General features: G+C 38.9%; 16 protein-coding genes. 5 read left to right on the top strand and 11 right to left on the bottom strand.

Annotated features, from left to right (window positions below; translation table 11 throughout):
- Window positions 1–73: 73 nt before the first annotated feature.
- The 3 genes from ACG59Z_RS02940 to ACG59Z_RS02950 form a co-directional block, all read right to left on the bottom strand.
- On the bottom strand, window positions 74–1105 hold the full coding sequence (locus ACG59Z_RS02940) for a substrate-binding domain-containing protein (protein WP_400197900.1): 1032 nt from the start codon (window positions 1103–1105) through the stop codon (window positions 74–76).
- Between the two features lie 456 nt (window positions 1106–1561).
- Entirely contained in the window at window positions 1562–2941 is a 1380-nt protein-coding gene (locus ACG59Z_RS02945; RefSeq protein WP_368568111.1) for an amino acid permease, read from the bottom strand.
- 139 nt (window positions 2942–3080) lie between these two features.
- On the bottom strand, window positions 3081–4802 hold the full coding sequence (locus ACG59Z_RS02950) for an alpha-keto acid decarboxylase family protein (protein WP_396478345.1): 1722 nt from the start codon (window positions 4800–4802) through the stop codon (window positions 3081–3083).
- 134 nt (window positions 4803–4936) lie between these two features.
- Between ACG59Z_RS02950 and ACG59Z_RS02955 the strand changes: the two genes are divergently transcribed.
- Window positions 4937–5422: an Lrp/AsnC family transcriptional regulator gene (locus tag ACG59Z_RS02955; protein WP_000357090.1), complete on the top strand. Its 486-nt coding sequence runs from the start codon at window positions 4937–4939 to the stop codon at window positions 5420–5422.
- Window positions 5423–5492: 70 nt separating this feature from the next.
- Here ACG59Z_RS02955 and ACG59Z_RS02960 read toward each other — a convergent pair whose 3' ends face one another.
- The 3 genes from ACG59Z_RS02960 to ACG59Z_RS02970 all read right to left on the bottom strand — a co-directional run bounded on the left by ACG59Z_RS02960 (window position 5493) and on the right by ACG59Z_RS02970 (window position 10119).
- Window positions 5493–6923, bottom strand: a complete 1431-nt coding sequence (locus tag ACG59Z_RS02960; RefSeq protein WP_400197901.1) for an aldehyde dehydrogenase family protein — start codon at window positions 6921–6923, stop codon at window positions 5493–5495.
- 287 nt (window positions 6924–7210) lie between these two features.
- Complete coding sequence (locus ACG59Z_RS02965) at window positions 7211–8743, bottom strand: aspartate aminotransferase family protein (RefSeq protein WP_346788974.1); 1533 nt, start codon at window positions 8741–8743, stop codon at window positions 7211–7213.
- Between the two features lie 2 nt (window positions 8744–8745).
- Complete coding sequence (locus tag ACG59Z_RS02970; RefSeq protein ID WP_311069380.1) at window positions 8746–10119, bottom strand: diaminobutyrate--2-oxoglutarate transaminase; 1374 nt, start codon at window positions 10117–10119, stop codon at window positions 8746–8748.
- A gap of 466 nt (window positions 10120–10585) precedes the next feature.
- On the opposite strand from ACG59Z_RS02970, the gene ACG59Z_RS02975 reads away from it, so the two are divergent.
- Window positions 10586–11287, top strand: coding sequence for an SIMPL domain-containing protein (locus ACG59Z_RS02975; RefSeq protein ID WP_212511058.1), 702 nt, complete (start codon window positions 10586–10588; stop codon window positions 11285–11287).
- 57 nt (window positions 11288–11344) lie between these two features.
- Here ACG59Z_RS02975 and ACG59Z_RS02980 read toward each other — a convergent pair whose 3' ends face one another.
- Window positions 11345–11977, bottom strand: a complete 633-nt coding sequence (locus ACG59Z_RS02980; protein WP_400197902.1) for a TetR/AcrR family transcriptional regulator — start codon at window positions 11975–11977, stop codon at window positions 11345–11347.
- A gap of 118 nt (window positions 11978–12095) precedes the next feature.
- On the opposite strand from ACG59Z_RS02980, the gene ACG59Z_RS02985 reads away from it, so the two are divergent.
- A complete protein-coding gene (locus ACG59Z_RS02985; RefSeq protein WP_400197903.1) occupies window positions 12096–12560 on the top strand; it encodes a hotdog fold domain-containing protein in 465 nt (154 codons plus the stop codon).
- Window positions 12561–12592: 32 nt separating this feature from the next.
- Here ACG59Z_RS02985 and ACG59Z_RS02990 read toward each other — a convergent pair whose 3' ends face one another.
- Together ACG59Z_RS02990 and ACG59Z_RS02995 are read right to left on the bottom strand one after the other, a co-directional pair.
- Window positions 12593–13687 carry an acyl-CoA desaturase gene (locus ACG59Z_RS02990; RefSeq protein WP_212511055.1) on the bottom strand — a complete coding sequence of 365 codons (1095 nt, stop codon included), beginning with the start codon at window positions 13685–13687 and terminating at the stop codon, window positions 12593–12595.
- A 12-nt stretch (window positions 13688–13699) separates the two neighbouring features.
- Complete coding sequence (locus ACG59Z_RS02995; RefSeq protein ID WP_212511054.1) at window positions 13700–14770, bottom strand: ferredoxin reductase; 1071 nt, start codon at window positions 14768–14770, stop codon at window positions 13700–13702.
- 140 nt (window positions 14771–14910) lie between these two features.
- On the opposite strand from ACG59Z_RS02995, the gene fabR reads away from it, so the two are divergent.
- Both fabR and ACG59Z_RS03005 read left to right on the top strand, forming a co-directional pair.
- The gene (gene fabR, locus ACG59Z_RS03000) at window positions 14911–15606 is read left to right on the top strand and encodes an HTH-type transcriptional repressor FabR (protein WP_002052794.1); all 696 of its coding nucleotides are present in this window, start codon (window positions 14911–14913) and stop codon (window positions 15604–15606) included.
- Window positions 15607–15774: 168 nt separating this feature from the next.
- Window positions 15775–16791: an AI-2E family transporter gene (locus ACG59Z_RS03005; RefSeq protein WP_343569171.1), complete on the top strand. Its 1017-nt coding sequence runs from the start codon at window positions 15775–15777 to the stop codon at window positions 16789–16791.
- Between the two features lie 55 nt (window positions 16792–16846).
- On the opposite strand, the gene rapA is transcribed toward ACG59Z_RS03005, so the two are convergent.
- Window positions 16847–19684: an RNA polymerase-associated protein RapA gene (gene rapA / locus ACG59Z_RS03010; protein ID WP_263614319.1), complete on the bottom strand. Its 2838-nt coding sequence runs from the start codon at window positions 19682–19684 to the stop codon at window positions 16847–16849.
- Between the two features lie 144 nt (window positions 19685–19828).
- Window positions 19829–20467, bottom strand: a complete 639-nt coding sequence (locus ACG59Z_RS03015; RefSeq protein ID WP_004700090.1) for an RluA family pseudouridine synthase — start codon at window positions 20465–20467, stop codon at window positions 19829–19831.
- Between the last annotated feature and the right edge of the window lie 57 nt (window positions 20468–20524).

Genomic DNA, 20524 nt, shown 5'->3' on the forward strand with positions numbered 1-20524 from the left:
ATAATTTGGGAAAAACGTGTTAGACAAAAAGGCTGATGATCACTTGGGATCACCAGCCCCTATTCAAAACAATTTATTTAACAGTTTTACCTGCTTTAAAGTCAGCCAAGACTTTAGCGCGCTCTGCGTCAGACATCGCGATTAAACCGTCACGCTCAGCTTTAGAACCTTTACCAGTCGCTTTTTTGCTTAGGAAGTATTCTACATACTGTGGTAAACCTTTAACTGATTTTAAGTGTTCGCCTTTCACATAGAAGAATAATGGGCGAGATACAGGGTATGTACCATTTAACACAGTTTTCTCAGAAGGAAGAATGTTGTTTACTGATGCTACACGTAACTTGTCACGGTTCATGTCATAGAAACTTAAACCAAATACACCGACTGCACTTGGAGAAGTTTTTAAGCGAGCTAGAGTTTCTGTATAGTCGCCAGCAATTTCAATTACACGGCCGTCTTTACGGAAAGTCGAACAAGCTTTCTTCTGAGCATCTTTATCTAGGTTTTTGAAGTATTCGTATGATTCACAACCAGCATCAACCATTTTTTCTTGGAAAACTTCACGCGTACCGTGGTTAGACGCAGGAATTACAAGCGTAATAGGTTCGTTAGGAAGTGATTTGTCAATTTGGTTCCAGTTTGTATAAGGGTTTGGAACCAATTTACCTTTTGAAGGTAACTGTGCAGCTAAAGCAGCAAACACATGGTAAGGTTTTAATTTATAAGCTGCTTTGTGTGAGCTAGACGCAAATACGATACCGTCATAACCGATTTTGATTTCTTGAATTTGTTTTACGCCAGCTTTGTTACAAGCTTCAATTTCTGTAGTTTTAATTTTACGAGAAGCGTTTGCAACGTCGATCGTGTTGTCACCAACGCCTTGACAAAATTGTTTTAAACCAGCAGAAGAACCACCAGAACCTACAACAGGAGTTTTAAATTGAGGGAATGTATTACCAAACTCTTCAGCTACAACACTGGCAAACGGTAATACAGTTGAAGAACCAGCAATTTGAATCGTATCACGAGCTGCATTTGCAGTCGTTGTTACAGCGGCCCCAGTTACTGCTAACGCAATTGCGATTTGACGTGGATTTAAGCGCATTCTGTTCTCTCTCATTAATGCAATAGGTTGTACGTCACTTTTTGTTGAGTGCTTGTACGCTCTTCGATAGCTGCATTGTGAATAGAAAATATGACAAATAAGTTACAGTATTATGACGCTTTCATGATTTTTATAATGTTCATTGTCACATTTCTAAATCTATTTTATATCAATCATTTAATCTTATTTTATAAGGGTTGTGTTACCTCAATTTTATATTAAATATGACAATCACCCAAATTGATAAAATTACAATTATTCTTAAATTATAAAAGCTTAAAGAATTTAATAAATTGATATTACAAAGTTAATTTATTGACATATTTCTCAAATTTTTACATGTCATATTTATTTTTAAAAAATTATTTCGTTCTAACATGAAAATATTATGACAAAAAGATAAACGGTTACCTGCTCTTTGTCAGATAACCGCAATATCACTGTCAATTTAGCGTATTAGTTTGATTGTACTTCTGGCATTGGGACCATTTTTTTACGATACTTGAAGAAATACATGATGGCTAACACAGCAAGCCAGATTGGGCCTAAAATTACAGCCAGCCTCATATCTGGCGTCATTGCCATAATAATGAGAATGAAACATACAAAGCTAATCGTTAAATAATTACTCCATGGACTCATAATGCTTTGGAACTTAGTTTGGCGACGTTGTAATTTCATTGCTTTGGTAAATTTCAAATGCGTGACTGAAATCATAAGCCAGTTAATAACAAGTGCAGCCACAACCAACATCATAAAGAGCTGAAAAGCTTGACCAGGGATTAAATAGTTCACCACCACACATACTGCTGTGATTGAGGCAGAAACAACTGCTGCTGGAACTGGAATACCACGGCTGTTTACTTTTTTCAAAATTGCCGGAGCATTACCCTGCTCTGCCAAACCATGTAACATACGGCTATTACAATAAATACAACTGTTATAAACCGAAATAGCAGCAATTAGGACCACAAAGTTCAGAACGTTTGCTACGCCATTACTATTGAGTGACTGGAAAATCATGACAAATGGGCTACCACCTTCTGCCACCATATTCCAAGGGTAAAGGCATAAAAGAATACCGATTGCACCGATATAAAAAATCAGGATGCGGTACACAATCTGGTTCACTGCTTTTGGAATTGTTGTTTCTGGTTTCTTGGTTTCTGCCGCAGCAATACCAATAAGCTCTAAGCCACCAAATGCGAACATAATGACAGCCAAGGCCATAATAAAGCCATGAATACCATGCGGAAAGAAACCACCGTGTTGCCATAAATTTGCAACACCCGCTTGCGGACCTGCTGAGCCTGAAAGTAAAAGATAAGCACCGAAGCCAATCATACTTAAAATCGCAACAATTTTAATGCAGGAAAATAAGAACTCGGATTCCCCAAAAAAGCGGACATTTACCAAGTTAATGCCGTTAATTAAAATAAAGAAAAATAATGCAGTCATCCATGTCGGAATTTCAGGCCACCAAAACTGAATAAAAGTACCAATTGCACTCAGTTCGGCCATGCTCACCAGCACATACAACACCCAATAGTTCCAGCCAGACATAAAACCAGCCATTTTGCCCCAATACTTGTTCGCAAAATAACTAAAAGAACCACTTACCGGTTCTTCAACAACCATTTCGCCCAAATGACGCATAATTAAAAAGGCAATCACCCCTGCAATTGCATATCCTAATAAAATTGAAGGACCAGCCAATTTAATTGTTTGAGAAAGACCTAAGAATAACCCTGTTCCGATCGCCCCTCCGAGTGCGATGAGTTGAATATGCCGGTTGGATAAGCCTTGTTTTAACTCGTGCTTATTGTTTGCATCCATAACATTATCTCCAATGTTGGTGTCACTTCCTGTACACCTTTATTCAGCACTACATCCGAAGATCAGAAACCGACCTTCGGACATAAGTTGCTTTAATATGAGTCCATTTAATTTTGAGAAGACTTGTCCTGTCTTCTATTTAAAACGAGCTTGCATCCTTACATTTAATCGGTTGGGAACGCTCCTTTAAAATTTCGTAGCCACGATCGCCGTAGTCAAAACGTGCAATCACGGAAGCAAATTTTTTCAAACTTACTGGCGCATCCATTGCCGGTAGTTTTAATTCAATAAAAGTTAACTGGTCATTTTGCTGAACGTTGTCTAAAACGCTCTTTAGCTGCCCTGCGGTTTCAACTACATAAGTTGTATGGCCTTTCTTACCGTTAAATACCGCTGGAATTTCAGTGTATTTCCAGTTTTGTACATCGTTATAGGCAGCAGTTTCACCCATAATTAGGCGCTCAATGGTGTAACCGCCATTGTTCAGCAAGAAAATAATTGGTTTTAAACCATGACGGATAATTGTAGAAAGCTCTTGTACCGTAAGCTGGAAAGAACCATCACCAATAAACAAAATTTGGCGGCGTTCAGGAGCAGCTAACAAACTACCAAGCAAAGCCGGCAAGGTATAACCAATAGAGCCCCAAAGCGGCTGAGCAATATATTTAGCTGTCGCTGGAAGCTTTATACCTGACAAAGCAGAGTTTGATGTTCCTACTTCACCAATAATCACATCATCTTCTTTTAAGAACCCTGAAATATAATTCCAAAGCACATCTTGGCTTAGCTTTTGTTGAGCTGGTGCTTCAACTACTTTCTGAGGTTGTTTTTCAAGAAGAGGGGTTGACGATTTACGTGGTGCAACTTTTTTATTTAGCTCAACAAGTAACTGGCCAATTTCAATACCCGGAAAATCTTGCCCGAAAATGTTCAGACCATAAGATTTAATTTCGATGTAATTCTTGGTCTCAATTTGATGAGTAAATACAGCTGAGCCAACATCGGTAAAGCGTGCACCAATACCAATTAGACAGTCAGATTGCTCAATGATATTTTTTACATGCGGTTGGCTTGCCCCACCTACATAAGTCCCGATATAACGAGGCGAGCCTTCATCCATAATATTTTTTGCAGTATTCATACCTGCAAATGGGATTGAGCATTTTTGAGATAGATCATTTAAAAGCGACGTTACACCAAAAACCGAAGCTTCATTATCAATAAGAAGTGCTGGGCTTTGAGCATTCTCAATAATGTCACAAAGTTTGCTTACCACACTTTGTAATAATTCAGGTTCAACAGCTGGATAACTTAGGTCGAGCGGACGCTCAGATACTTCAATTTTAACGTGAGTAATATCGCCTGGTAGTTGAATGTGTACAGGACGACGCTCAAGGAAACACTGACGTAACACACGGTCAATTTCAAAGGCTGCATTTGCTGGAGTTAAACGAGTTTGGGCAACAGTGAACTCTTTCATACAGTTCATAATGTTGTCGTAGTTACCATCAACTAACGTATGGTGTATGAGAGTGCCCTTTTGAACTGCATGTAAAGGTGGAATACCTGAGATATGAATAAGAGGCACATTTTCTGCATAGGCACCTGCAATACCATTAATCGCACTTAAGTCACCTACACCATAAGTGGTTGCCAAGGCAGAAAAACCGTTAATTCGTGCATAACCATCTGCTGCATAGGCAGCATTTAATTCATTACAATTTCCAATAAATTCGAGTTGTGGGTCTGCTTCAACTTGTTCTAGATATGAGAGGTTAAAATCACCAGGTACACCAAAAAGATGTTGGATACCCATTTGTTTTAGACGAAGATTTAAAAATTCACCAATTTCTATGAACATTGCTCTATATCCTTTGAGACCAATTTTTATTCCATAGAAAAATAATATTTCATCTATCTTTTAGATTTCGTGCATAATGAAAACGCATTTTAATAAAAATACATGATTTGTGTATCATAAAAGGATTTTATGCAATGGATAAGTTCGACTGGCAAATCATTCAGGCACTACAAAAGAATGGACGACTCACCAATCAGGAAATTGGAGATTTAATCGGTTTATCTGCTTCGCAATGTTCAAGACGACGTCAATTGCTCGAGCAAAAAGGTGTGATTCTCGGTTACACGGCGCGCATTCAACAACAGGCGCTAGGGCTAGAAGTTACAGCAATGATTCACATTAATTTAAGGACACATGAGGCAAAATCACAACAGGCTTTTCAAGAACTCATTGAAGCTGAAGACAACATTCAAGATGCGTTTTCAATTAGTGGCGATGCGGATTTTATTTTAAAAGTCGTTGCTGAAAATTTAGAACAGCTTTCTCAATTTGTGACTGAAAGATTGCTTTCTTATAATTTTATAGGGCACATAAAGTCTTACATTGTTCTTAAAAAAATTAAAGAACAGAATCACTTTTTAATCAAACCTAAAAGCATGAGCTATCATCACTCCCAATAAACAGCTCAGCTTTTCACTCATAAAGGTGAAAATAAAAAGGCGGATACTAGATCCGCCTTAAAGTTAATATTTAGACTTTACTAATATGAACTGTTTGCCCAATTGTATTTTCAAGCAAACCTTCCAAGCCAAATTCAGCACCTAAACCAGACATTTTCCAGCCACCAAAAGGTGCATGAGGCAGCACTTCTGCATGTGTATTAATCCAAACAGTGCCGCATTGAAGCTGTGTAGCATAAGTTTGAGCAGCTTTAATATCAGAAGACCAGATTGATCCACCTAAACCAAACTCGCTGTCATTGGCACGGGCAATTGCATCGTTGATATCGGTATACTTTAAAACAGGCAACACTGGACCAAATTGCTCTTCTTGTACCACGCGGCAAGAGTCAGACACTTCAGTCAGAATTGTTGGCGCAATAAAGTAACCCTGCTCTGGAACTTGTTGTTGTCCAGACAGTGCTTTTGCACCTTGTCCAATCGCTTCAGTAATCAGAGCTTTTACCTTGTTATATTGCATTTGGTTTTGTACTGGACCAAATGTTGTAGAAGACGCCATACCATCCCCTACCACTTGAGCGTTGGCAATATCAGCTAACTTTTGAGATAAAGCCTCATATTGGCTTTCATGCACGTATAGACGCTTTAAAGCTGCACATGTTTGACCAGCGTTTAAGAACGCCATATTAAAAATCTTGGCTGCAATTTCATCGATATTTGCATCTGGCAATACAATACCAGCATCATTACCACCCAACTCTAAAGTTAAGTGTTTTAGCTGCTGAGCTGCGCCAGCCATAATGTGCTGACCTGTTCGAGTTGATCCCGTAAACACAACTTTTTGTACATCTGGATGAGAAGATAATGCTTCACCAATCTCACCAGCACCAACCACAATCGAAATTACACCAGCAGGAACTTCTTGCTGAATGATTTCACATAAACGTAAAGTCGATAATGGTGTGTATTCAGAAGGTTTACTAATGACAACGTTACCTGCACGTAAAGCAGGCATGATATGCCAAACCGCAATCATGAGTGGCCAGTTCCATGGCGTAATTGAAGCCACTACACCTAATGGTTGGCGATGGCGCTCAATACGCTTAGTTTCACTGTCTTCAATGACTTCTACAGGTAAATCCATAGCAGCCGCATAACGCGTCCAACCAATTGCACCCTGCACTTCCATTTGCGCCAGTGCGAGTGGTTTACCTTGTTCAAGCACAACCAACTCTGCAAGCATTTCAGCGTGCTTTTCAATGCCATCTGCAATCTTGTTTAAGATTGATTTACGCTCTTCGTGTGAAACTTGTTGCCAAGCTTTAGATGCCTGTTTAGCTGCACTCACTGCCTGATTTACCTGTGCAACCGATGCTTTTGCACAACGTGCAGCAGTTAGGCCAGTAGTGGGGTTAAGAATTTCTAGTTCACCTTGTTCACCTGAACAAAGTTGACCGCCAATAATGAGTTTAAATTCATTGAGCATATTCGCTTGTTGCATTTCTTCTTCCTTGTCTTAATTGTAATTACAGCCACTTACTTTTTTCAGTTAAAGCGGGATTATTTAAAGTGAGTACGATATTGATATATCAATGCGACCCAAAATATCGGGAACATACCAATACAATAAGAAATTTGCTCCCCATAAATCATGCATAATTATTTATGTTTTTTGAAAATATGCATGTTTTGTGCATTTCCTTCTGTTGTGATGCACACTTTTAATAAAAATAATATGTAATAAAAAAGCCCGGCAATAAACCGAGCTTTTTTTTGTTATCAACTTAATTAGTCGATTGGTGGTACATAGTTACCAGAAGCAATTGCATCTTTAATGCGGTCAGCTTCAGCCAATACTTGACCTAAAAGGTTTTTAACATTTTCGAATGTTACAACAGGGCTTAATGTTGTCATCTTCAATGACTGTACATTACCCACTTTTGTTACACCGATATTTGCTTCACCACGTGCAAACAATTCGTCTGCTACGTTTTGGTTCAAGCTATCGATAAACTCAACTGGGTAGCCTTCTGGCACAACGCGGAACAATACCGAAGCAAATTGTGGTTCAACTAAAAGCTCTAAACCTTCAGTTGCCTTGATGTAATCTGCAACTTCACGAGTCAGTTTTACACCATGGTCAATCATTGAACCATATAAGTCTTCACCTAGTGATTCAATGGTCATCCACAATTTCAATGCATCAAAACGACGAGTCGTTTGTAATGACTTAGATACAAGGTTTGGTACACCATGTTCTTCGTCATAAGCAGAGTTCAAGTATTCAGCTTCGTAGTGCATGAAACGATAGTTCGCTTCATCTTTCAACAAGAACGCGCCACAGCTAATGCTTTGGAAATAATGCTTATGGAAATCGAGAGTGATCGAGTCAGACAACTCAATACCATCAAGCATTGCACGATAGTCATTTGACAAGATCAGTGCACCGCCCCATGCAGCATCGATGTGCATCCATGAACCATATTTCGTTGTGATTTCACGAATTTTTTTCAATGGATCAATTGCACCAGCATCGGTTGTACCTGCTGTTGCAACAACACAAGCAACAACTTTACCTTCAGCTTGAAGATGTGCCATCGTTTTTTCGAGAGCATCAACATCCATCTGTGCATTTTCATTCACAGGAACAGTCACAACTGACTGGAAGCCCATGCCCATCATTGCCATGTTCTTTTGCACAGAGAAATGCGCATTTTCAGAACAAATAACTTTGACGTTTTTCATTGCCTCAGCTGGAATACCATCACGCTGTACAGACCATGGATTACCATTTTCGTCTTTCCAGTTTTTCGAGATGCACCAGTCACGAGCAAGCAATACACCCATCAAGTTAGATTGAGTACCGCCAGAAGTGAAAACACCAGCCTGACCAGAACCATAACCTACTTTTTGACGCAACCAATCAATCAACTGAACTTCCATTAATGAACCTGCCGGGCTTTGATCCCATGAGTCCATAGACTGGTTAGTTGCATTGATTAACACTTCCGCAATCTGGCTCATCACCATAGTTGGGCAGTGTAAATGCGCTAATGAATGAGGATGGTGTACTTTCAAGCTTTTATTTAAGAAAAGCTCAATCATACGTTGAAGTGATTCTTGTACACCCATACCCTCTTTTGAAGGTTGGAAAGAAATTGCTGAACGCAATTCTTTAATGCTACCGCCTGTGTACATTTTTTCATTTTGCAACCATGCTGAAACGGCTTTTACCGCTTCGCCCATTGCTGACTCATAGTCAGCAATGGATTGTGCATCATTGCAGAGTAACGCTTTACGATGTTCTGCAAAATCCACCATTCTTACGCGCCTCGTACTGCAACCAATGCTTCTGCAATCGCTTTCTTGAAGCGGGCAATTACTTCAACACACTCTTCTTGAGTAATGATAAGTGGACAAAGTAAACGAATTACTGTACCGTTACGACCGCCTTTTTCAAGCAATAACTTGTTGTTAAAGCAAGCAGTCTGGATCGCAGCTGCTAACTGAGAGTCAGCAGGATGAGAACCGATACGGTCAGCAGGTTTACGCTCGTCAACGATTTCAACGCCGATCATTAAACCGCGGCCACGTACGTTACCAATACATGGGAATTCAGTAGCTAATTTTTTCAATTCAGCTTGTAAGAAATCACCACGTTCTTGTGCATTTTGAGCAAGGTTTTGTTCCTTGATCGTTTCTAATACAACAAGACCAGTACCCATAGCAAGTTGGTTACCACGGAAAGTACCCGTGTGACCAGCAGGCTGCCAAGCATCAAATTTACGTTTAATACCTAATACTGCAAGTGGTAAACCACCACCTACTGCTTTAGACATTACAACAACATCAGGTTCAATACCTGCATGTTCGAATGCAAACATTTTGCCTGAACGTGCAAAGCCAGCTTGAACTTCGTCTAAAATTAAAACGATGTTGTGCTTTTCAGTCACTTCACGGATTTTTTGCAACCATTTTACTGGAGCTGTAACAACACCGCCTTCACCTTGAATTGCTTCAAGAATGACAGCTGCTGGCTTAGTTACACCGCTTTCAACATCTTCAATAAAGTTTTCAAAATAGTAAGTTAAAGCATCAACACCAGCTTCACCACCTAAACCAAGTGGGCAGCGATATTCATGCGGATATGGCATGAATTGTACGCCTGGCATTAAACCATTAACCGAGTTTTTCGCACTTAAGTTACCAGTCATTGCAAGTGAACCATGAGTCATCCCATGATAACCACCAGAGAAACTGATTACTGAACTACGACCAGTGTAAGTCTTAGCAAGTTTAACCGCTGCTTCAGTCGCGTCTGCACCAGCAGGACCACAGAACTGTAAGCAGTACTCTTCTTTACCGCCTGGTAAATATGCTAACAACGCTTCAGTAAACGCATCTTTTAAAGGTGTGGTTAAGTCTAAAGTATGCAATGGCAAACCACTTGCCAATGTGTCTTGAATACTTTGAATCACCGCAGGATGATTATGACCTAAAGCCAATGTACCTGCCCCAGCTAAACAATCAAGGTACTGTGTACCTTCAACATCAGTAACCCAGCAACCTTGTGCTTTCGCTATCGCTAACGGTAATTTACGTGGATAGCTACGAACATTCGATTCCATCTGACTTTGGCGAGTCAAATAATATTCGTTGGTAGCATTAGTGGCAGGGTTGACAGAAGTAACGCTCATATCGGATTACCATCTCTGATAAGGGTAGAAAGAAATAAGTCTGGTGACTTTTGGTCCTTTGACTCGGTGCTTTATAGAACTAGCGAAGACACATATTTTATATCTTGTAACTAGGAGCGCGATGATACCTAATTTTGCAAGAAAAAAAACGTCTTTTGTGTACTTTACTCATCTAATCTTATTGAAAAAATGTATTATCCCAATAGTTATGATGAATTATCATCATACTATGTGACAACCTAAAGAAAATATTCTTTTTTTATATTAGTTTGATTTTTTAAGTTACATTGAAATACTTTAATTTTAAGTTTTTATTTTTTAAAGGTTTTATTTGCACCAAAAATTAAAAAAATTGATTTAAATATTACAAATACCCCACAAAATCTGCAAAAGTTATGCATAACTTATGTTTAACATTTCTTAATGAAAAAAATTAAATTTATATTAATTTTTAAAGGATAAATTTATGCGTACTTTAGCAATATCTACTCTTCTACTTGGTACGGTACTCAGCCCTATGGTTTTTGCCCAAGATGATAATGCACTTCACTACAATATCGTAAATGTACAAGCTGAAGCTTCTCGTCAGGTATCTAACGATGAAATGCATGCAACTTTATATATTGAAAAAAGTAACAAACAACCTGCTGAACTTTCAAATCAAATTAACCAGTTAATGAATCAAGCACTTGCGACTTCACGTAAATACCCGCAAGTAAAAGTGGAAACTGGTGCTCAAAGCACTTATCCAATTTATGACAATGACAGTAACAAATTAAAAGAATGGCGTGGCCGTGCAGAAATCCGTTTAGAAAGTAAAGATTTTAAAGCAGCAAGCCAATTGATTAATGAGTTACAGCAAAACTTCCAAACTCAGTCGATTAACTTTAGCGTTTCAGATGAGCAACGTAAAAAAGTTGAAAATGAGTTAATGGTTGAGGCATCTAAAAGCTTCCAGCAACGTGCTCAAATGCTGACTCAAGCTTGGAATAAAAGCCAATACACATTGGTGAATCTGAACTTGAATACCAACAACTACTTCCCTCAACCTGTTATGCGTGCCAGCCTAGCTAAGTTCGCTGCTGCTGAAGCGGCACCAGCTCAAGACATGGCTGCTGGTGAGTCTAAAATTACCGTAAATGCAAACGGCTCAATCCAGTTTAAATAATTTATCTTTCAAACTAAAAAAACCGCATAAAGAATGCGGTTTTTTTATTGTTCGATATTAAGGTTCTAAACGTAAATCCTGCAATGAACTCCACGCTGCTTTGGCTAACACATCTTTATAGACTTTTGGGTCGGACTTTACACGCTGTGATAACCACGCACGACAATAACTCTCTGTAGAACCAATCACTAATGAAAGCAAAAGCTCATTTGGAATTAAACTTAAAGCTTTAAATTCTTCAAAATTTGCAATCAGACTAAATATATTTTGGTTTCTGTTCTTATTTCTTTGGACGAGCTGCTGGTGTTCTTCACCTTTCATCATGTTAAAACGTGCTGAATTTAAAAATTTTGCAAATTCGGGCTGCTCACTTACCCAGTCCACATAACTATGAATTAAAGCAAATACCACATCTTGTAGCGTTTTGGCCTGTTTTAAGTATTCATCTCTTAGAGCTGTTTGGTCATCTAAAGCTGAAAAAAATAATGCCGCGACGATACCCTCTTTATTTTTAAAATGATGATAAATCGCTCCAACACTCGTTTCTGATTTGGCTCGAATCATTTCTATACTGGTCGTTTCAATACCATGCTCTAAAAAGCAGACTAAAGCATCTAACAATATTTGTCGTTTTAAAACAGCCCTTCTTCCGGGATACAAACGTTCTAATAAGTTTTGAGCAGATACCATTTTGTATTCTCTGACCAGTCATCGGAGATATTTTGAATGACTTGACGCCTATTTGTAAACAGAACTATATTCCTTAACAGAATAATATTCTGTATTTAAAATTATAGGAAGTAAAATTATGCCAACTACCTTAGAACTTTGGAAAAAAGTGACTGCTTTTCCTAAAGGAAAGTGGACATTCTCTCGTATGCTGTGTCTAAAAGCGCCCTATTTCGGTAGCATTTCCCCTCTTTTTATTGAGTTAAAACCGAACTATTGCGAAATTTCTATTAAGAAGAAGCGCTCTGTGCTTAACCATATTGGGACGATCCATGCAATTGCCATGTGCAATATGGCAGAACTCGCAGGTGGTACTATGACAGAAGTGACCGTCCCTTCTACACACCGCTGGATTCCTAAAGGTATGACAGTTGAATATTTAAAAAAGGCAGAAACAGACCTCATCGCTATTGCAACGCCTGTACAAACTGATTATGACTGGGAAAAAGCAGGAGAATATTTAGTAAGTGTAGATGTTTACGACACTCATAAAGACAAAGTGTTTCATGCGATCATTACAATGTGGATTTCTAAAAAGAAATAAAAAAAGCCCTGAAACTTCAGGGCTTTTTTATCTTATTTTTTAAATGGGAAAGCATATTTTGCAATACGCCCAACCACTTGGCCGAACTGTTTAACAAAGCTAGCATTGTTATAGTTCAAACCATATTTTTTACAAACTGCTTCAACTTTTGGAGCCATTTGACGATAACGACGAGCAGGAATATCTGGGAATAAGTGGTGTTCAATTTGGTGGCTTAAGTGACCAGATAAAATGTGGAATGCTTCCGAACCAGTTAAGTTAGAAGAACCACGAATTTGGCGCATATACCAGTGACCACGGCTTTCGTCTTGTAAAACTGTTTTTGGAAACACTTCTGCATCTTTTGTGAAGTGACCACAGAAAATAATACTGAATGTCCAAATATTACGAAGACCATTTGCAACCAAGTTTCCTGTAAATACAGGTAATGCTGCAGGACCTGCAATTAATGGGAAGAAAACATAGTCTTTAAAAAGTTGTTTACCAATCTTTTTATTCACTGGTTTTAACTCTTCCAAAAATTTTGCTTTAGTCTTACGTTTATAAAGAACACGACCAATTTCAAGATTCTGGATTGCTACGCCCCACTGGAACAATAAGCAAAACGGAATACTATAAACAGGTTGAAGCAAGAAACCTGGTTTCCAACGTTGCTCTGGGAATAAGCGAAGTAAGCCATAACCAATATCATCATCAATACCTTTAATATTGGTATAAGTATGATGCTTATAGTTATGCGTTTGACGCCAGTTATCCGATGTACCTACTGTATCCCACTCATAAGTTTGACCATTAAACTTAGGATCATTCATCCAGTCATACTGACCGTGCATCACGTTATGACCGAGCTCCATGTTCTCCATAATTTTAGAGAAGCCTAATAGGCCTGTACCTAAAATCCATGCTGGCGGGAACCAACCTGCAAATAGACATGCACGGCCTAAAAGACCGCTATAGCGAACTGCTGCATAAACACGGCGGATGTATTTTGCGTCTTTTTCACCCAAATCATCCAATACTTCTTGTTTGATCTGATCAAGCTCTTTTGCAAATGCTTCAAGTTCCGCTGGAGTCAAATCGCGATTTTTAGGATTTTTAAAATATTCGACTTTCACTGGCATATTCATAAGAGGTCTCTCTTAAAGATCAATAACTAGATCGGATTGTGCTGAGTTCACACAAATCTTAAGTAACTGGCTTGGTTCTGTATTTTGACTACCATTTAGTAAGTTACGTGTAGAACCTTGCGTTTTACTACAAACACATTTATTACAAATTCCCATACGGCAACCGTGTGTTGGCTTAACACCTTCATGCTCTAGGCTCACCAAAATCGATTGCCCCTTAGGAATTGCTATCACTTTATTAGACTGTGTTAATGTGACATTCACATAACCGACATCATCTGCAGAGCTTTCATTGGTTAAACTAAATGCTTCAGTAAGCACGGCTGGTGCCTTTTCAAAAAGCTCTTCGACAGTTGAAACAAAACCAGATGGACCACATGCGTAGACCGTGCTGTTTTCAACATCATCAACCAATGCAAGATGTTCAACATTTAAGCGCTCATCATTTGGTGTTTCTTGTGTGTAAAACACTTGATAGCTGAAGTTTGGATTTTGCTCTGCTACTTGTTCAAAATACTCTGTAAAAGCAGCATCAGAACGCTGTTTTACCCAATATAAAAGCTGAACCTGTACTTTTTCTAACTGCTGGCTTTGCTTAATTGCTGTAATTAAGCTCAACATTGGTGTAATACCACTACCCGCAGCCAACATAATTAATTTCGGTGTCTGGATATTTTGTTGCATATCACCATAAGGCTGACCAAGCTCAAAAATATCACCAATTTTACTTTCGGCAATGAACCAGTTACTGACAATACCATCAGCAACTTTTTTAACGGTTAAACGTAAGTGCTCTGCGTCTACTTGCGTCAAGCTATAAGTACGTTCATAACGGCGGCCTGCAATTTCAACAATCACTGGATGATGCTGACCTGCTGCTCCCATTTTAACCAAACGGTTGCATTTTAAAGTAAGGCTCACAGTGTCATGAGCTACGAATTCTTTTTTTACAATTTGAACTAGTCCGTGCTTTACAGACCATAAAGGATTTATTTTTTGTAGCCAGAAACTCGCTATATCTTTATCAAATACAGCTTGTGTTAATGAATTGAATAGAGAATTTCTCTTTTCGATTGCTTGCATAACTGAGGGCTCTGTCGCTCTTTTTTAATTATTATACACATGTATATATATTTGTATATACACCTGTACTTTTAATTACAATTTCACAAGTTCCCTGTCTAACGCTATAATCCAGACAGTTTAAGAATATATTGAAAAGCATGACCCAAACCTCACTTTCTCAGAGCCCAAATGACACAGCCTCTTCACAAGATGTCATTGAAATAAAAACAGCAACGCGTTCTGTTGGAAGAAAAGCGACGATTACGAAAGACGAACTTTTTCAGGCTGCACTTAACCTGATTGGTCCACAAAAAAGTATCGCCTCATTAAGCTTACGTGAAGTTGCGAGAGAAGCGGGTATTGCACCAAATAGCTTTTATCGCCACTTTAAAGATATTGATGAATTAGCTATTTCACTCATTGACCGCGCTGGTATCGTTTTACGTAAGATTATTCGTCAAGCCCGTTTGCGTGCATCTTTTCAAGACAGCATTATTCGCAGTTCTGTAGAAATTTTTCTTCAGCAGCTTGATGCAGACGAAGGTAATTTAAGTCTATTGTTACGCGAGGGCTTTACAGGTTCAGCTTCTTATAAAGCTGCGGTAGACCGTCAGCTCAACTTTTTCCAGCAAGAGCTACAAGAAGATTTAATCCGCCTAGAGCGCTTAAATAACAACCATCTATACCATCCGGAACTCGTTGCAAAAGCAATTACGCAACTGGTATTTCACATGGGTGCTAAAGTGATTGATCTTCCAGTTCATCAACGTGCGGAAGTCGCCGAACAAACCATGATCATGATCAGAATGATTTTAGAAGGTGCCCGTCATCTAGACGAAGCAAAAATACGATAAATTCAACATAAAATGGTTTGTCATTGTACAAGCCATTTTTTATACAGACATACCTATTTCTTGATAAAAATATAATTCACAGATTGAAGCAACCAACATGCAAGAGTATAAGTAATTATTATTCTAGCAATACATACCCATATTTCCCCACGATATTTAGGGATTCACATGCAAAGTTTGAGTAATCGTCAAAGCCTGATTGCAAGCTATATTCTGATGGGCATTTTTTTGCTTTCGGTTATCCCCTTGCATCTCTTAGCAAGTTTTTTTGCTGGCTTTCTCATTTATGAAATTATTATTAGTTTAAGCTCTATTGTTGAACGTTATATTGATGGTCAAAGAGCCCGCATTTTTATTAGTATTTTATTAAGTATTATCACGGTTTCACTTATTGCCTTTTTCATTACAAGTTTAATTAGCTTTGTCGTTTATGACTTAAAAGGTGTAGGTATCCATAATATCAACAATAAAGTCGATCAAACGCTATTACACTTACAAAGCGAAATTGGCAAATATCTTCCAGGTTATATTCCAGATAGTGTTACAGAACTAAAAGATGAAATTTTCGCGTTTATGAAAGATAACGTGACGACATTAAAAAATGCCAGTTCCGATATCTTACATAACTTTGTAACCATGATTATGGGCCTTATTATTGGTATTTTGGTGGCTATTCATGGCTTTCACCGTCGTACACCACAGCCTATTTTTAAGTCTTTACTCATACAACGTATTCAAAAATTATCAATTTCTTTTAGGAATGTAGTTTTTGCCCAAATTAAAATTTCGGCAATTAATACGCTGCTCTTTATCTTATTTGCGTTTGTACTATTGCCGATTTGGGGTGTTCACCTACCTTTTGCCAAGACCTTAACGATTCTTACTTTTTTGTTTGGTCTCATTCCAATTTTAGGCAACTTAATTTCAAATACGCTTACTTTTATTGCTGCACTTACGGTTTCACTCGGTCTAGCAGGTGTTGCTCTGCTCTACCTCGTATTAGTACATAAGTTAGAATATTTTATTAATGCGAAAATTATTGGACATAAAATTAATGCCAACGCATGGGAAATTTTATTAGCCATGTTAATTTTTGAGTCAATTTTCGGTTTAGGCGGCCTTATTGCAGCGCCAATCTTTTATGCCTATTTAAAACTAGAACTAAAAGATGCCAGAATGATTTAATTAAAATTTGCTCAATAAAAAAGCGCCGTAACGGCGCTTTTTTATAGTTCATCACTTATGGTTTAACCACCACAAGCACTTGAATTGCTTCTGGAGTTACCGTTAAGCCATCAAGTAAACTCAAACCTTCTTTTTGCAACTTCTGTAAGCGCTCAATTTCGTCTTGACGAATACTTGGGTTGAACTGTTTCAAATACGTTAAACGGTCAATCTCGTATTGCCATTTACTACCATAATGCTCTTTTGCCTGCTGTTGAAGCTGAGGCAAGCCGACTTTAGCAATATCAAGCGCTTGTCTATAACGCTCTTCAATTACTTCACGGCGAGCTTTAACCACTTGGCGACAGCTATTGCCATCTAAATGATGCAAATATGGTTTTAAAATGGTTGGATCAATCTTTTCAGATAAGTCCTGACCATTTTCACTTAACAACACGCGAATAAGCTGTTTCGGCAAGCTTGATGGCAAGTTCAAAGCTTTTGGTGCAACTACATCAACTTTAAACCAAACTTCAAGTAATACAGAACCTTGCTTTAATGCATTTGACTTAAGAACAGCAACATTGGTACTACCGAACGCTTGTGTACGGATCATTTCCATGACACTTTCAATGAACGGATGTTCTAAAGTTAGATATTGAGCATCTTCACGCATTTGCGCCTGATCACGATAGAACGTCGCAGTCATGCCTTCTTCGTCTAATGCCAAACCTTGTACTTGCATCTGGTCTGTCGGACGAATAATCACAGTACCGTTACTTTGCTCATCAAAATCAATATTGGTTGAAGACATAAAACGCTTCACAAACATAGGTAATGTTGTGTTGTCATCGTAGTCTTCTAAAGCTTGAACAATTTCTTGTGCAACGATAGGACGACATGAGTTGTATTCAAGCAAGCGATCTCGACCAGCTTGTAACTCGGTTTCCAAAGCTTGACGTTGAACATTTACTTCTTCGAGTAAATCTTCAAATGTTTGACCTTGGTCTGCAAGTAAACAGTCTTTTAATTCAACAATAAAGTTTTCTTGCAGCGTTTGAGCTGTCGGAGAAATATTGCTGAAAATATTCAACGCTTCATTGTACCAACGGAACATACGCTCTTGCGCGGTGCCCATTAAGTAAGGTACATGAATTTGAATACGGTTTTCTTGACCAATACGGTCTAAACGACCAATACGTTGCTCTAAGACATCTGGGTTTGCAGGCAAATCAAATAAAATCAGATCACTTGCAAACTGGAAGTTACGGCCTTCTGAACCAATTTCAGAACACAGTAAAATTTGAGCACCATAGCTTTCTTCTGCAAAGTAAGCAGCCGCTTGGTCACGCTCAAGTAAACTCATGCCTTCATGGAACATTGCAGTACGAATACCAGCATGCAAACGAAGTACACTTTCTAAAGATTCAACAACAGGGCCACTACGTGCAATTAAAAGAACTTTTTTATGCTTAAGTTCTTTACGTAGAATTTCCATTAACCATGGCACACGTGGGTCATTTTGCATCCATGAACCATCAAGTTGTGCTTCTTCTGGCCACATTTGCTCACGTAATTTACCGTCTTTTGACCAATCTTCTGGCGCTGGTAAAGGTGCCGGTTGGCAATCACGGCCTGGGAAGCCTTGAATCGCCTCACGCGTATTACGGAATAAAATACGCCCCGTACCGTGACGGTCTAACAACTCATGAATCGCTCTGAAACGTTGCTCAGGCTGATCTTCAATTGAATGACCCAATAAACCTTCTAAAGCAGTTAAATGCTCTTGAGTTAAAGGTTCATCCGACATGAGCACTTCTGCAACTTGAGCAGTTTGCTGATATTGCGCTTCTTCATCTAAGAAACGTTCTAAACTGCTAAAACGCTGCGGATCTAACAAGCGTAAACGTGCAAAGTGGCTTTCTACACCAAGCTGTTCAGGTGTTGCTGTAAGAAGTAATACACCCGCTGTATTTTCAGCAAGTTCTTCAACTAAATCGTAACGATCATTACCGCCTTCTTCTTCGCTCCACATTAAGTGATGCGCTTCATCGACTACGAGCAAATCGAAACCAGCTTCTAGCGCTTGCTCACGTAAATCGTCATGATCCACCATCAAATCCACGCTGGCAATAATGCATTGCTCAGTTAAGAACGGATTAAGCTCCGGATCATGTTCTTTAATAGATGCAGTACGGGTTAAGTCGAACAGAGAAAATTGCAAGTTGAAACGACGACGCATTTCAATCATCCACTGATATTGTAGTGAATCAGGGACTAAAATGAGGATACGTTCAGAGCGGCCAGTTTTAAGCTGTTGGTGGATAATTAAACCAGCTTCAATTGTTTTACCTAAACCTACTTCATCGGCAAGTAAAACACGTGGTGCAAAACGTTTACCGACTTCATGCGCAATATAAAGTTGATGCGGGATTAAACCTACACGTGCACCGACCAAGCCGCGTAAAGGACTGGTTTGCATTTGCGATTGCATCAGCATTGCTTCAATGCGTAAGTCATACCACTCTTTATAATCGATCTGGCTTGCCAGCAAACGATCTAAAGGTTTTGACAACTGAATTTGTGCACCAATACGAGTTTCATTGAGCGCTTTACGTTCTTGTTCGCCATTTTCTAAAGTACGAACGACGTTATAACGCAAAACCCCATGGCGGTCTTCAACCGACTCAACAATCCACTTCTGGCCTTCTTGATCTTGAACTTCATCGTTTGTGTTAAAGATGATGCGAGATAGCGGTGCGTTATTACGTGCATAGACACGCGTTTCATCACTTTTGGGGAATAAAATGCTGACAGATCTTTCATCTACATCAATAAGAACGCCTAAACCGAGCTCAGTCTCTGTATCTGATAGCCAACGTTGACCAATAGCATACTGCTGCAATTTTTCCACCTTTTTCTCAAGTTCGCACTACATATTGTACGATGCAAATTAGCTTATTTTTGCATCTTTTTATGTAGTCTTTAAAGCAAAATTTTGCAGCAGAAACCAATTAAATTGTTTCGCTACAAAAATTACTCATTGAAAGTTTTTACATTAAAACGGTACAGGACAGTTAAAAGTTAATGATTCCCCTGTAACAGGATGATTAAAGCTTAACTGTTTAGCATGCAAGCACAGACGAGGAACAAGTAATTGTTCCGGTGTTGCATACAATGTATCACCTACAATCGGATGTCCCAGATATTGCATGTGTACACGGAGTTGATGAGAACGTCCAGTAATCGGTGTTAATTTGACACGCGTAACCGGTTGTCCCTGAATCTGGAAATGTTCAATCGCCTGCCAATGTGTTAAAGCAGGTTTGTTATGAGAAGCATCGACAATATGTAAAGGTGGTCGACTCGGGTCATAGACTACAGGAATATCAACTGTCCCTTCGCCGTCTAGATGGCCTGCGACTAACGCTTCATATATTTTCGAAGTTTGACGGTCTTGAAATTGGCGCGCAATCGCACTTTGTCCACGCTTAGATAACCCAAAAACCAAAATACCCGAAGTATCACGGTCAAGGCGGTGAATGAGCAAAGTTCGTGGTTCAATTGCCACCAGTCTTGTCAAAACGCTGTCATGTAAATCACCTTTCCCTGGCACACTCAAAATGTCCGAAGGTTTATGAATCACCATAAAATCATCATCACGATAGATCAGATGTTCACTTAGAAAATCACTCAAAGTTGTATTCCCAAGGCAAGATGAAAAACAAGCGGGCAATAATAAAAAGCTTACGTC

It is taken from the genome of Acinetobacter sp. ABJ_C1_1, from assembly GCF_044684115.1.
Taxonomy (GTDB): domain Bacteria; phylum Pseudomonadota; class Gammaproteobacteria; order Pseudomonadales; family Moraxellaceae; genus Acinetobacter; species Acinetobacter nosocomialis_A.